Here is a 13,373-nt window from a genome sequence, read left to right on the forward strand (position 1 = left end):
TTCTTTAAAGTTAGAACCTCTTTCCCTTTCGGGATTGCAAATATAGGCAAATATTTTGTTTATCATCATCCTGGGCAACATTTTATGCAGCAAACACGTAACTTACTGAGCATCATTTAAAATAATTTAATATACAGATAGAAAAAATGCAAAAACAGCATCTTTTTTTTGTTGAGGATTACAATTTTGAATAAGTCTGCACAACTAAACTATTTTTCAATCATTGCTTTACTTATATTTGAATTGTATAAGTTTTAAGATGACATCAGGAACAATAAAAAGAACCGCTGGGCAGTTTAAGATTGCCGGTATAAATGAAGGCAAATGCACACTGGAATCATATACCCGAAGAGATTTTTACAAAATCAGTCTGGTAACCGAAGGTCCGCCATGCAGCCTTCGTTATGGTTCATTGCCTGCAATTGAGATCGATCGGCCAGTGCTTGTTTTTACCAACCCTATTATTCCGTACACCTGGAGCGTGCCTGAAAGAATGATATCCACCGAAGGTTATTTTTGCGTTTTTAATGATGAATTTATCCGCACAAACACACAACTATCGGGTATTGCCGATCGTTTATTTACTGCTCAGCAATCTCCTGTTTATTTTCCCGACTCTTCTACAGAACAGTTTTTGAAGGAACTTTTTATACGGATGCGCGCCGAATCGGATATGGATTATGCAGATAAAGATGAATTGTTCAGAAGTCACCTTAGCCTCATCTTTCACGAAGCCATACAAATGCGGCGATTGGAAACCTCAACAGATAACGGCACATCGCGTGTTGCTGCTGAATTTATGCACCTGCTTAAGCTGCAATTTCCGGTTGATATGCCTTTACAGCCTATTGCGTTAAAAAAACCTTTCGATTACGCGGACCGCATAGCGGTACATGTGAATCATTTAAATATGGCCGTTCAAAAGGCAACGGGAAAATCGACTACAACACACATCAGCGAACGGCTTTTTGCAGAGGCAAAATCGTTATTAACCTATACTGATTACAGCGTGGCCGATATTGCATTTGGACTTGGGTTTGAATACCAAAGCTATTTTAACCGTTTTTTCAGAAAACACGCAGGCGTTACGCCATCCGATTTCAGAAAAAACTTTGAAAAGTATAAATAATGCTTTGAAATGTCTTTCACCTCAAAAACCTTTCGCTATAACTTTGTTTCCATAATATATATATCATGGAAACATCAAGCGTTAAAAAGACTTTTTTATTAGGCGGGGATCTGGAAATTAACCGGATGGGTTACGGCGCTATGCGCATTACAGGACCTCAGATCTGGGGCATGCCAGAAAACCCACAAAATTCGATCGAGGTTTTACAAAGAGCGGTAGCGTTAGGCGTAAACTTTATCGATACAGCCGATCAATATGGGCCATTTGTTTCTGAGCAACTTATTGCAGAAGCTTTACACCCTTATAAAAACAATGTTATAGTTGGAACCAAAGGCGGTTTGGTACGTTTTGGTCCATGGGCCGACATTAATAACGATGCCAGTCCGCAACACCTCCAAGATGCCCTCGACGGCAGTTTACGACGACTCAAACAGGAACAGATTGCACTTTATCAGCTTCACCGTATCGACCCTAAAGTACCTGCAGAAATTACCTTCGATTTTTTGGCGAAGGCACAAGAGCAAGGAAAAATCAAACATCTGGGACTATCAGAGGTTTCTGTTGACGACATCAAACTTGCCCAGCAGCATTTTAATGTGGTTTCGGTCCAAAACCGCTATAGCGTGTTCGATCGTCAATGGGAATCTGTATTAGAATATTGTAAAGCACAAAATATTGCTTTTATCCCATGGTTCCCGATCGGGGGCGGAATGACACAGCTGGAAGAAAAGCTTAAAGGCATTGCAGAGCGGAAACAGGTAACCATGCACCAATTGGCATTGGCCTGGCTGCTACATCACGCAGAAAATATCCTCTTAATACCCGGTACCAGCAGCATTGCACACCTTGAAGAAAACATTAAGGCCACAGATATCCAGTTGTCTCCGGCTGAGATGGAAGAATTAAATGGATAACCATAAGATCAAAGCAGTGTGACGTAGATGCATAGATTGCATATCCCTATCACACTGCTTTTTTGTTTTATTTACAGACCTTCCATGTAAAAAACATTAAACTTATGCCCTTCAGGATCACGGAACACAAAACCATAGTATCCATCACCAAATTCTTCAGGTCTGGAAACCATTTCGCCCCCTGCTTTTTCAATTTCTTCAGCCCACGAATCAACATCCTCTCTGTTACCTGCCGATAACGTAAACACGACCTCATTGCCATTTTTGGCATCCAATATACTTCCATGAATATTTGGCTGGAGTGCCTCTTTTAAAAAGAAGTGAATAACAAAATCGTCATCACCGACTTTAAAACTGGTTAATTCATTTGAACTTCCATTAGATTTAAAGCCTATTGCGGTATAAAATTTGGTTGCCCGATCTAAATCGTTTACAGCTAAATTTGCCCATATTTTTCTTGTTTTCATAGGAATTGTTTTTTATCAAATTTAATGAACAGGAAAAACTTTGTTAGGGGCTGTTCGGGACATAATTGAACAGGATTTGGGTCAGATTTGCGCAGCAGATTAGAAAAGCGCCTATTTTTAAAGTTGCAATCAGGTTTTAGCGAAACGCTAAAACAAGTATTAGCTAATCTCTTTCATAAAGATTAAAAAAATCTTTCAACAGCTCTATATCTCTGCAAGGTGAACCAGCTCGACAATTTACCATCTCCTCAATAGAAACTGTCTCTTCTTTTGGAACAAAAAATTTAATAACGATTGTATTCTTGGTCATTCCCTTACAATCGCAACCAGTATTTTGCGACGAATTATATTTTAAATTCTTAATGTTTCTTAAAAGGATTTTTAATTTATTATTTACAACTAATTTACTATTTTCCAGAAGCCCCGCTTCAGACTCATCCAACGACTTTGGGTTGCTACAAAAATAGACTTTGTCATATTTTATAACAAAAGCAGTTAGCTTGTGTTTACCCTTGGCTCCACGATTCCATCGAAAAACAATTTTATGATCGCTTTTCTGCGGAGTTGTATTTTTGCAATGAATTAATGCAAAATTAACCAGTAATAGAATTATTAAGGTGAACTTTTTCATAGAGCACTACACGCAAAGATTAAAGACTATTACATTATTTTTAACAATTTGCTACATACTTTCTATCTCTCAAAAATGCCTGATAAGCCAGAAACCTGATGTATAATATAGCCCGATACCTTACCGTTGCCGGTTACATCTTAATGTTTCGATCAAATTAGGTTCTTTATCTGAAAATTGGTTTCTGTAATTTAATGATTAGGTCTTAGCATCTTGTAAGACCTGTTAGGGACTTATAATTTTTAATATCTCTTCACATATCCTTTCCAACTACCCGGATATTTGATTTTTATATCTTTCAATATATATTCAGGGATAGGCTCTTTTTCATAATTCAGACCTTTTCTTTTTAAAAATGCTATCACATCAAGTTTCATTTTATATTGTAATGAATTAAGATCTAATACTGATTTTCTTAATGCCTCAAGAATGTAGGTTTTTTGGTTATTTACAGTCAGATACATCACTTTCTTATAATCTGCTCCTTGCTGTAAAAGGTATAAAACTATGTCCATTTTATCTTGGATCAATGCATCTCCTAGAGGTAGATTAGTATAAGCAGGATTTCCTTCGTTAAAGTAATTTACATCTGCACCAGCCTCTACAAGTAATTTTACTTTGACCAAACCATTAGTTCCGACAAAAGAAATAGCCTTATTTAAGGCAGTCTCCCTCGCCATATCGCCAACTTTTACAGGTGCGTTTTCAATAGCGTTTGGATTACCCTTATGAGCCAAAAGCAATTCTAGATATTTTGGTTCGTCGTTATTTGCAGCTTCGATCATTGCCGATACTCCCCTGTAAGTATTTTCTAAATTGACATTGGCTCCTAGATTTAATAATACTTTAGAAGTTTCATATTGATTATTGACGATAGATAACATCAGTAATGTATTTCCGAATTTAGTCTCTTGATAGTCAACTTTCATTCTTTTGACAAACACAAGCTCTTTTATTTTAGCTGTATCATTGTTCCTTACTGCTTTCGCAAGCGCCCAAATTGGTGTATTTTCAAACAGTTGATAATCATTACCTAACAGCTTACCGTTTTCAAACTTTCTATCTTGATTATTGCAACCAAAAGTAAATAGCAACACTAATATTATAATTAAGTTTCTGTTCATCTTATTATTGATTCTAAAAAATTTTAGGAGTTATTGCCCGTCTAATTTTATTAATAAAGTTATTGGCTGGATTAGTTGTGGTCTTAGCCACAACTAATCTTACCATCTATCCCCTTACAAAACCCTGTACTTACATCCCATCAGGATCAAGCACAATTCAGGAATACTTTGAGTTAGTATCTACGTTTTAAATACTGGTCTTAGCTTCTCGCTAAGACCAGTACGGGCGAAGGGGGAAATAGCTAAATAATGTATTAATATCGCCAGTTAGACGTGCTATTTTCTTATATCTAATAGAATCTGTTTATAGACATCAATGATGTCAATTGTCTTCTGCTCAAAATTAAAATCTGTTTTTCTGTCTTTTCGATCAGCCATTAAAATCGTATTACCGTTTAATATATATAGACGCGACTTTATTTTATCAATAACAATTTCAACATTTTCGCTTCCAATTGACGATTTATAGCCCTTTATGGTCTCATTAACCGCAATGATTTTTTTATTCTTTAAATAAAAGTCAAACTGGTTTTGCCCTGTTTCCCCATAAAAAACGGCTTTAATTTTTAGGGTATCGTTTTTATTATGATAAGTTAAAATCTCTCCCCCTTCGGCTGAACCACCTAATGACTCAAACTCAGTTTTAACAAATGTATTAAGTCTTTTATCAATGCTATCTTTATATTTTATTACATTTTGTACAAAAACTACCGAATCAATTTTTGACTTCAAGTCCACACCTCCACTAACCACAGAATTCTTCTCCGTCTTCAAAGTTTTAGTACTATCAGAAATGTTGATTGTATTTAACGAATCATTGCGATTCATCTTTGTATTTTGGTTAAGTTTATCTTTAACCTGATTACAGCCTGCCAAGACAAACAAGACAGTTCCAATACTAATAGCTACTCTCTTCAATATTATTCTATTTTAACAAGGGAATCTCTTTACAACCACACTTAATGGATCAATAACAGCCCACCTTCCAATCACCGGATCATAAAACCTTGCGCCGTAATCTGATCAATGACAAACTATAGCTTACTTACTATAGAGAAGGCCGCACTATAATTTTGACCTCGTCACGCCCTAGCCACTTAAAATCAGAGCCAGCTAGAGGCTATGTAAGCTGCGTGAATCCATTTTTCTCCATTTTATTAAACCACTTTTTATAAATGTTAAAAATTGCTCGCATTTCTTTTTGATTTCCGTTGCTAGGCTGGCCAGTCTTGGTATTAATTAACACTGGGTTGATACTAACGTTGCAATCTAGTAACATAATGCTTATTGCATATAACGCTTCAACTGTAAATGGAATTTTTTCATCAACCATCTTCACTCTATTTTTTGTAGTGCCGATACGGGATTCATAGTATTTATCACTTAATTGCTTAAACCCCTGAAAAGAGAAATACTCTTTTATAATTGATATCTTATCATTTCTCTTATAATTTAGACGTCCTATTAATTCCCGGTCATCCTGAGGAAGAAATAATTCCCAGGAATTTAAGGAAATCGTATTTGCGCTCTTTAACTCTATATGGGTTTTCCCTTTGCCCAACCTGTCAGAGACTAATGTGAGATACTCTAACTCAGGTAAGGTAGGTGCCTTGTAAATTGAACAGGATAAACCTAAAACAACAATAAGGCTGATCATAAATCGGCTAATCAAATATCTAGTTTCCATTTTTTATATAATAACGGCGTGCAAGCCCCATAAGCTCTTTATACTCTTCACTACCCTTTTCTTTATTTCCATAATTACTAACTTGTTCTCTGGTTTGTCCTGATCTTGTCGAACTTTTATCATTCTTATGTTTATATAAACCTCCGCCTTGTGAAGTCGCGGAGTGAAAAGGTTCCCAATTTTTGATTTGGCTACCGCCTACAGTTATCACGTCATGCGCCGGAATATTATTTGTCGGCGAATTCCCGCTATCACTCAATATAGACCCGCTTTCATTAGTAAAAGGACTATATTCATTCGCTAAAATTTGACCTGCAGCTTGTCCATCTATTACAAATTTCCCATCACCAAATGTCACTCCATTACAGTTAGCTGCAAACGCCTTTATTAAACCTTCCATTGATTTATCATCTAGCTTTACCACACACGTATTTCCATCTTTGTCAGTAAAGCTTATATCAGAATCAAAACGACACGTTTATAAGAAATTAAAACAATTTCAGTAACGCTTTTTGATGGCAAACAGTAAACCTTTAAGTATTAGGAATAGGATATATCTGAAACATGAGAGCTGGAATTAAATTAATAGATATTTATTTGGTTATATTTTTAAATTTAATTCCATTTTATATCCGTTGCGAACTTTTTCTTAGAGGAAAGTTCATAATATTCGTTTACGACCTTTTCTAACGATTGAAATATTTCAAATCCAGCAAAATTTTACGAAATGGGCAGAAAACAAAAAAGCCTTAACTTTTTCAAGCTAAGGCTTTTGTTGCGGAATGGACGGGACTCGAACCCGCGACCTCCTGCGTGACAGGCAGGCATTCTAACCAGCTGAACTACCACTCCTTTTGTTCTTCTTTAAAGTTAGAACCTCTTGTCTCTTTCGAGGTTGCAAATATAGAGACTATATCTTAATTCGCAAACTTTTTTTTAAAATATATTTAACACCCTAACCAACAGCACCTTCCTGCATTTTCTCTGCATTTTCTGCGAATTGAAGTGCATCAATAATCTCCTGGATATCGCCATCCATAATGGTTGGCAGGTTATACATCGTTAATCCGATGCGGTGTTCGGTAACACGGCCCTGAGGGTAATTGTAAGTTCTGATCTTTGCCGAGCGATCGCCGGTTGATACCATTGTTTTACGTTTAGCAGCAATATCGCCGTTCTTTTTTTGCAATTCGATGTCGTACAGCTTACTACGCAACATTTCCATTGCGATAATACGGTTACCCAACTGCGAACGTTCCCTTTGGCACACCACTACAATACCTGATGGTTTGTGGGTTAACTGCACCTTGGTTTCTACCTTGTTTACGTTCTGTCCACCTGCACCGCCTGAGCGTGAGGTCTGCAGTTCGATATCCGCAGGGTTAATGTATAAGTCAATTTCTTCCGCTTCCGGTAATACCGCTACAGATGCAGCCGAAGTATGCACGCGGCCCTGGGTTTCGGTATCAGGCACACGTTGCACACGGTGCACACCGCTTTCGTACTTTAACTGCCCGTAAACATCCTCACCATTTACCTTTAAAATTACCTCTTTGTAACCACCGGCTGTACCTTCGGTTACATCAACGGTTTCTACATTCCAACCTTTAGTTTCGAAATAACGGGTATACATACGGTATAAATCGCCTGCAAACAAAGCCGCTTCATCACCGCCCGTACCGCCACGGATCTCAAATACCGCATTTTTGGCATCCTCAGGATCTTTAGGGATCAGCATTAAACGGATATTGCTTTCCATTTCTTCCTGCTGTTTCAACAAAAGATCGAGTTCTTCTTTTGCCATCTCACGCATTTCGGCATCCTTCTCGGTAGCTAAAATCTCTTTGTTCGCGTCGATGTTGCTCATCACATTTTTGTAGATTTTATACTCATCTACAATTTTGCCCAAGTCTTTATATTCTTTATTTAAAGCCGCAAAACGTTTCATATCCTGGATTACATCCGGATTGCTCAACGATTCTTCCACATCTTCCCAACGCAGCTTTATAGCTTCTAATTTATCTAACATATTTATTCTTGTTGAAATTCCCCCAAGATTCACATAGGTCCAAAAATCAGGGAAAATGCAAAAATAAGGAAAAAAGCTGAATTTGTTGGCTGGCTTAAAGGGTTAATTGGTTAACTGTTAGAATTGGTTAACTGTTCAGGTATAATTCAGAATCGCAATTTCTTTGTTTGAAAATGAAAGGTACTATTTCAATGGCAGCCTGCAGTCCTGCTATCTCTACAAGTCCTCACTCATACTTCGCTCCGGGCTTTCCGTTCTATCAGGTTTATAATGAAAGGACTGTAAACCTAGGCACCATACAAACCCAAATAGCAGCAGAAACCCGAGTATAAATGGGATTGTTAAGGAAGATCCTTCGACAAGCTCAGGATGACAACTAGTTATGGATTATAATATTCTAATTTTAAATCTTCGCCATCAAAAACACCGTATGAGCTATAATTAAGCCATTCGCCTATGTTTACATACCTGCTTCCATTGCCCAAATCAATATCGAGTGGAAGATGCCTATGCCCGAAAATGAAATAATCGAAATGTGTTTTCTGCAATTGCTCTTTGGCATAAATGGCCAGCCATTCTTTATCCTCACCTAAAAACACTTCTTTCTCCGTTTGTGCCGCCCTGCTCCCCCTACTCCAGCCATTGGCAATACCAATACCCAAATTCGGGTGTAAGCGTGCAAATAACCATTGGCAGAGCTTACTCCTGAAAATCTTTCTTAAAAACTTGTATTTATTATCGCCCGGCCCCAAACCATCACCATGGTGCAGGTAAAACTTCTTTCCACTCCGTTCAATAATCAGCTCATCACTGATAATTTCCATACCGATTTCCCGGATAAAATAATCGCGTACCCACATATCGTGGTTACCCTTAAAAAAATAGATTTTTATGCCTGCATCGGCCATGGAAGCCAATTTTCCCTGCAAACGGATAAAACCTTTCGGTACCACCGTGGCATATTCGAACCAGAAATCGAAAACATCGCCCATTAAAAAAAGTTCGCGGCAATCTGGTTCAATAAAATCCAACCAACTCACAATACGCGCTTCGCGGGCACGGCTTTCGGCATAACTTGGTGTGCCCAAATGAAAATCGGAAGCAAAATAAATGTTCTTGGCCATGTTAAAGCTCAAAGGTAAGAGAAAAAAGCTGAAAGACTAAAGACCAAAGCCAAAAGACTAAAGCTGAAAGACCAAAGAATTATAATCTGTGTAATCCCTAAATCGGTGCAATCAAACTCGAAGAGAAAAAAGCCGAAAGACCAAAGACCAAAGCTGAAAGACTAGAGACTAAAGTGAAAAGCTCAAAGAATTATAATCTGTGTAATCCCTAAATCGGTGCAATCAAACTCGAAGAGAAAAAAGCGGAAAGACTAAAGACCAAAACTTGAAGACTAAAGAAGTATAATCTGCGTAATCAACCAATCAGTGTAATCATACTGAAGGTAAAAGACATATATTAGTAAATAAATCTCACCAAGGATGAAAAAACAAATTCTATTAAGCTTATTTGCATTAAGCCTTTTGGCCTGTAACCAGGGCAAAAAACCTGCAGAAAAAATAACATTGATGAAATACCCTGAAACGAAAAAAGACAGCACCAAAGACAATTATTTCGGCACTACCATTGCCGATCCATACCGCTGGCTGGAGAACGATACTTCGGCCGGAACCAAAGCCTGGGTTGATGCCGAAAATAAAGTAACGCAAAACTATTTGGAGCAGATCCCCTACCGTGTCGACATTAAGAAGCGCTTAACCGAAATCTGGAATTACCCTAAAGAAACTGCTCCGTTTAAGGTTGGCGACTATTATTTCTTCACCAAAAACGATGGATTACAAAACCAAAGTATCTGGTTTAGCAAAAAAGGACTTGATGGCAAGGAAGAGGTTTTTCTCGATCCTAATACACTTACGGCAGATGGAACAGCGGCTGTTTCGATACTCGGTTTTTCGCACGATAAAAAATACCTGGCTTATTCCGTGGCTCAGGCCGGATCAGACTGGAGCAATATTTACGTAATAGAAATTGCCAGCAAAACAAAATTGGGCGATGAGCTGAAATGGACCAAATTCTCTGGCGCAGCCTGGAAAGGCAATGGCTTTTATTATAGCAAATTTGATGAACCCGCAAAAGGAACCGATCTTTCGGCGGCCAACAAATACCAAAAAGTATATTACCATAAACTGGGCGAACCACAGAAAAACGACCAGTTAATTTTTGAAGATAAAACCAATCCCAACCTCTATTTCGGTGCTGGCGTTACCGAAGATGAGCGTTTCTTAATCGTGTATGCGAGCGCGGGTACCTCGGGCAATGCTTTATACTATCAGGATTTAAAAATACCCGAAAGCAAAATAGCTCCGCTAATTAAAGGCTACGAACATAATCATAGCGTTGTTGATAATGTGGGCGACAAATTATTGGTGAACACCGATTTAGATGCAGAAAACAAACAGGTAGTTTTGGTTGATCCCCAAAATCCTGACCCCAAAAACTGGCAGAAAATTATCCCAGAATCAAAACTGGCGCTAGAAGGCGTCGGAACCGGTGGCGGGTTTCTGTGGGCAACCTATTTAAAGGATGCCAGTACCAACATTATCCAGTTTGATTTAACAGGAAATAAAATCGGCGAGGTAAAACTTCCTGCTATTGGTACCGTTGATGGTTTTGGCGGCTATAAAGAAGATAAAGAATTCTTTTACTCTTTTTCTAACTTCACTACCCCAAGCAGTATTTACCGCTATGATGTAGCTAAAGCCGAATCGGTTTTATACAAAAAATCAGCCCTAAAACTAAGTACCGATGATTATGAAACCAAACAGGTATTCTATCCGTCGAAAGATGGCACAAAAGTACCCATGTTCATCGTGCATAAAAAAGGGATCAAACTAGATGGCAACAACCCGGTTTATCTTTATGCTTATGGTGGTTTCCAGATCAGTTTAACACCTGGATTTAGTTTATCGCGCATGCTGTTTTTAGAGCATGGTGGTATCTATGTTCAGCCAAGTTTACGCGGAGGAAGTGAATACGGCGAGGCCTGGCATAAGGGTGGTATGTTATCCAAAAAACAAAATGTATTCGACGATTTTATTGCCGCAGCCGAGTACCTGGTTAAAGAAAAGTATACCAACCCATCAAAAATTGCCATTTCGGGCGGCTCAAACGGCGGACTTTTAGTTGGCGCCTGTATGACACAGCGGCCTGATCTTTTTAAAGTGGCTTTACCTGCTGTTGGCGTGCTCGATATGTTGCGCTATCATAAGTTTACGGTTGGCTGGGGCTGGGCTGTTGAGTACGGAACAAGCGACAAAAAAGAAGATTTCGATTACCTGATCAAATATTCACCTCTCCATAATGTAAAAAGTGGTGTTAATTATCCTGCAACACTAATTACAACAGCCGATCATGATGACCGCGTAGTACCCGCGCATTCGTTTAAATTTGCAGCAACCTTACAGGAAAAATATAAGGGCGAAAATCCGATGCTGATCAGAATTGAAACCAAAGCTGGCCATGGCGCAGGTAAACCTACCACCAAATTAATTGAGGAGGCTGCAGATGTATGGAGTTTTGTATTTCAGAATTTGGGAATGAGTTGGTAGTATCCAAGCGTCACCCTGAATTCATTTCAAGGTCTTAATAGCTGAATGATACTGAAATAAATTCAGCAAGACGGTTTATGGGGGACTGAAACGCAGTGAAATGGAGAGATCTGCAATAGATTTCTCGACTACGCTGCACTCCGCTCGAAATGACGATGTCTTTGCAATACATCCATTTCCCACTAAACCTATAGACCAATTATAATTTGCTTTAAAACACTAAAAACCTTTAACTTTTGTTTTCCATTAGCTCAAAGCATATAAAATACTGAATATAATAGGATTGCAAAATTATCTAGAATATTTCTAAATAGCAGAATTGGTAAGACTTTATTTTGTAACTTTGCGTCAAATTTTTCTTTAATGATTACTACTGATATAGCCGTAATAGGCGCTGGTCCGGTTGGTTTATTTGCCATTTTTGAAGCCGGTTTATTAAAAATGCGTTGTCATTTAATTGATTATCTTCCTCAGGTTGGTGGTCAGCTGTCTGAAATTTACCCTAAGAAACCGATATACGATATTCCTGGTTACCCTTCTGTATTGGCTCAGGAGCTTATCGATAACTTAATGGAGCAGGCCAAACCTTTCCATCCTACCTTTACTTTGGGCGAGCGCATTGAAGGTTTAGAAAAGCGTGGCGAAGCCGATTTCGTTTTAACCACCAATATGGGTACTGTTATCGAAGCCAAGGTTGTGGTTATTGCCGGCGGTTTAGGCTGTTTTGAGCCACGTAAACCTGCTGTAGAAAATCTGGAAAATTTTGAAAACGGTAAAGGTGTAAATTACATGATCCTTGATCCGGAAAAATACCGCGACCAGAAAATGGTAATTGCTGGTGGAGGTGATTCGGCATTAGACTGGACCATTTATTTAGCAGAAGTTTGTTCTGAACTGACTTTGGTTCACAGGAGCGAAAGTTTCCGTGGTGCACCAGATTCGGTTGCGAAAGTAATGGCATTGGCCGAAAGCGGAAAAATCAACCTGATTTTAAACAGTAATCTTCAGGCAGTACACGGAACGGATAAATTAGAGCAGGTTGAAATTGTTCAGAACCGTACCATGGAAAAAACAGTAGTTGAAGCCGACCACTTAATTCCTTTGTTTGGTTTAAGCCCAAAATTGGGACCGATTGAAGATTGGAACTTAAATATCAGCAAAAGTGCAATCGAAGTTAATGTTGATGATTATTCGACCAACATCCCGGGCATTTATGCAATTGGCGATATCAACACCTACACCAATAAATTAAAGCTGATTCTTTGTGGTTTCCACGAGGCTGCACTAATGAGCCACAGTGCTTATTCGTACATGAACCCTGGTGTGAAATACACAATGAAATATACAACTGTAAACGGAGTTTCAGAATTTTAAGGTTTCTGCTATATTTGTTCAATTCAAATATAAGTAAGATAACAAAATGGAAAACAACATCAATATATACATGCAGGAGCCGGATGGCTCGGTTACTGAACACGTTGCGCCAACCGACATGGGTTTAAGCCTAATGGAGTTTTTAAAGGCATCGGAATACGATATTCTTGCTACCTGTGGCGGAATGGCTTTATGTGCCACTTGCTGTGTTGATGTTTTAGAAGGCGAAGAGAAACTTAACGAAATGACAGACGATGAGTATGCCATGCTGGATACTTTGCCTGATCTGTTACCTAATTCGCGTTTAGCCTGCCAGTTGCAGTTAAACAACAACATGGATGGCTTAAAGGTAAAATTACATGGCGTAAGCTAGTTGCAAAAACATATTGACTCGTCCTAAAATAGGT

At 38.4% G+C, this 13,373-nt stretch carries 13 protein-coding genes and 1 tRNA gene; 5 read left to right on the forward strand and 9 right to left on the reverse strand.

Features of this window, described 5'->3' with window-relative positions; translation table 11 throughout:
* The first annotated feature begins 259 nt into the window (after positions 1-259).
* Together B2V92_RS11845 and B2V92_RS11850 are read left to right on the forward strand one after the other, a co-directional pair.
* Complete coding sequence (locus B2V92_RS11845; protein WP_293308131.1) at positions 260-1,129, forward strand: helix-turn-helix domain-containing protein; 870 nt, start codon at positions 260-262, stop codon at positions 1,127-1,129.
* 65 nt (positions 1,130-1,194) lie between these two features.
* The gene (locus tag B2V92_RS11850) at positions 1,195-2,043 is read left to right on the forward strand and encodes an aldo/keto reductase (protein ID WP_293308133.1); all 849 of its coding nucleotides are present in this window, start codon (positions 1,195-1,197) and stop codon (positions 2,041-2,043) included.
* Between the two features lie 71 nt (positions 2,044-2,114).
* On the opposite strand, the gene B2V92_RS11855 is transcribed toward B2V92_RS11850, so the two are convergent.
* The 9 genes from B2V92_RS11855 to B2V92_RS11895 all read right to left on the reverse strand — a co-directional run bounded on the left by B2V92_RS11855 (position 2,115) and on the right by B2V92_RS11895 (position 9,105).
* The gene (locus tag B2V92_RS11855) at positions 2,115-2,510 is read right to left on the reverse strand and encodes a VOC family protein (RefSeq protein WP_293308135.1); all 396 of its coding nucleotides are present in this window, start codon (positions 2,508-2,510) and stop codon (positions 2,115-2,117) included.
* Positions 2,511-2,673: 163 nt separating this feature from the next.
* Entirely contained in the window at positions 2,674-3,141 is a 468-nt protein-coding gene (locus B2V92_RS11860; protein WP_293308137.1) for a hypothetical protein, read from the reverse strand.
* A gap of 242 nt (positions 3,142-3,383) precedes the next feature.
* On the reverse strand, positions 3,384-4,265 hold the full coding sequence (locus B2V92_RS11865) for an ankyrin repeat domain-containing protein (protein WP_293308139.1): 882 nt from the start codon (positions 4,263-4,265) through the stop codon (positions 3,384-3,386).
* Positions 4,266-4,541: 276 nt separating this feature from the next.
* Entirely contained in the window at positions 4,542-5,183 is a 642-nt protein-coding gene (locus tag B2V92_RS11870; RefSeq protein ID WP_293308141.1) for a hypothetical protein, read from the reverse strand.
* Positions 5,184-5,385: 202 nt separating this feature from the next.
* Positions 5,386-5,952 (reverse strand): hypothetical protein, encoded by a 567-nt coding sequence (locus B2V92_RS11875; protein ID WP_293308143.1) that lies wholly within the window; start codon positions 5,950-5,952, stop codon positions 5,386-5,388.
* Positions 5,942-6,352 (reverse strand): hypothetical protein, encoded by a 411-nt coding sequence (locus B2V92_RS11880; protein WP_293308145.1) that lies wholly within the window; start codon positions 6,350-6,352, stop codon positions 5,942-5,944. The genes B2V92_RS11875 and B2V92_RS11880 overlap by 11 nt, the downstream gene beginning before the upstream one ends.
* Positions 6,353-6,730: 378 nt before the next feature.
* A tRNA-Asp gene (locus B2V92_RS11885) sits at positions 6,731-6,804 on the reverse strand.
* 103 nt (positions 6,805-6,907) lie between these two features.
* The gene (gene prfA, locus B2V92_RS11890; RefSeq protein ID WP_293308146.1) at positions 6,908-7,981 is read right to left on the reverse strand and encodes a peptide chain release factor 1; all 1,074 of its coding nucleotides are present in this window, start codon (positions 7,979-7,981) and stop codon (positions 6,908-6,910) included.
* Between the two features lie 380 nt (positions 7,982-8,361).
* Positions 8,362-9,105 carry a UDP-2,3-diacylglucosamine diphosphatase gene (locus B2V92_RS11895; RefSeq protein ID WP_293308148.1) on the reverse strand — a complete coding sequence of 248 codons (744 nt, stop codon included), beginning with the start codon at positions 9,103-9,105 and terminating at the stop codon, positions 8,362-8,364.
* 360 nt (positions 9,106-9,465) lie between these two features.
* Between B2V92_RS11895 and B2V92_RS11900 the strand changes: the two genes are divergently transcribed.
* From B2V92_RS11900 to B2V92_RS11910, 3 genes are all read left to right on the forward strand, one after another.
* On the forward strand, positions 9,466-11,592 hold the full coding sequence (locus B2V92_RS11900) for a prolyl oligopeptidase family serine peptidase (RefSeq protein WP_293308150.1): 2,127 nt from the start codon (positions 9,466-9,468) through the stop codon (positions 11,590-11,592).
* 363 nt (positions 11,593-11,955) lie between these two features.
* Positions 11,956-12,966, forward strand: coding sequence for an NAD(P)/FAD-dependent oxidoreductase (locus B2V92_RS11905; RefSeq protein ID WP_113951684.1), 1,011 nt, complete (start codon positions 11,956-11,958; stop codon positions 12,964-12,966).
* Positions 12,967-13,012: 46 nt separating this feature from the next.
* A complete protein-coding gene (locus B2V92_RS11910) occupies positions 13,013-13,339 on the forward strand; it encodes a 2Fe-2S iron-sulfur cluster-binding protein (protein WP_025141835.1) in 327 nt (108 codons plus the stop codon).
* Positions 13,340-13,373: the final 34 nt, after the last annotated feature.

The organism is Pedobacter sp. UBA5917, from assembly GCF_002432345.1.
In the GTDB taxonomy this organism is placed as follows: Bacteria; Bacteroidota; Bacteroidia; order Sphingobacteriales; family Sphingobacteriaceae; genus Pedobacter.

What these genes read in the sequence shown, in the direction of transcription:
- B2V92_RS11865 (WP_293308139.1), bottom strand. Translation starts at nt 4,265, where the DNA reads ATGAACAGAAACTTAATTATAATATTAGTGTTGCTATTTACTTTTGGT.
- B2V92_RS11875 (WP_293308143.1), bottom strand. Translation starts at nt 5,952, where the DNA reads ATGGAAACTAGATATTTGATTAGCCGATTTATGATCAGCCTTATTGTT.
- B2V92_RS11880 (WP_293308145.1), bottom strand. Translation starts at nt 6,352, where the DNA reads ATGGAAGGTTTAATAAAGGCGTTTGCAGCTAACTGTAATGGAGTGACA.
- B2V92_RS11850 (WP_293308133.1), top strand. Translation starts at nt 1,195, where the DNA reads ATGGAAACATCAAGCGTTAAAAAGACTTTTTTATTAGGCGGGGATCTG.
- B2V92_RS11895 (WP_293308148.1), bottom strand. Translation starts at nt 9,105, where the DNA reads ATGGCCAAGAACATTTATTTTGCTTCCGATTTTCATTTGGGCACACCA.
- prfA (WP_293308146.1), bottom strand. Translation starts at nt 7,981, where the DNA reads ATGTTAGATAAATTAGAAGCTATAAAGCTGCGTTGGGAAGATGTGGAA.
- B2V92_RS11900 (WP_293308150.1), top strand. Translation starts at nt 9,466, where the DNA reads ATGAAAAAACAAATTCTATTAAGCTTATTTGCATTAAGCCTTTTGGCC.
- B2V92_RS11860 (WP_293308137.1), bottom strand. Translation starts at nt 3,141, where the DNA reads ATGAAAAAGTTCACCTTAATAATTCTATTACTGGTTAATTTTGCATTA.
- B2V92_RS11905 (WP_113951684.1), top strand. Translation starts at nt 11,956, where the DNA reads ATGATTACTACTGATATAGCCGTAATAGGCGCTGGTCCGGTTGGTTTA.
- B2V92_RS11845 (WP_293308131.1), top strand. Translation starts at nt 260, where the DNA reads ATGACATCAGGAACAATAAAAAGAACCGCTGGGCAGTTTAAGATTGCC.
- B2V92_RS11855 (WP_293308135.1), bottom strand. Translation starts at nt 2,510, where the DNA reads ATGAAAACAAGAAAAATATGGGCAAATTTAGCTGTAAACGATTTAGAT.
- B2V92_RS11910 (WP_025141835.1), top strand. Translation starts at nt 13,013, where the DNA reads ATGGAAAACAACATCAATATATACATGCAGGAGCCGGATGGCTCGGTT.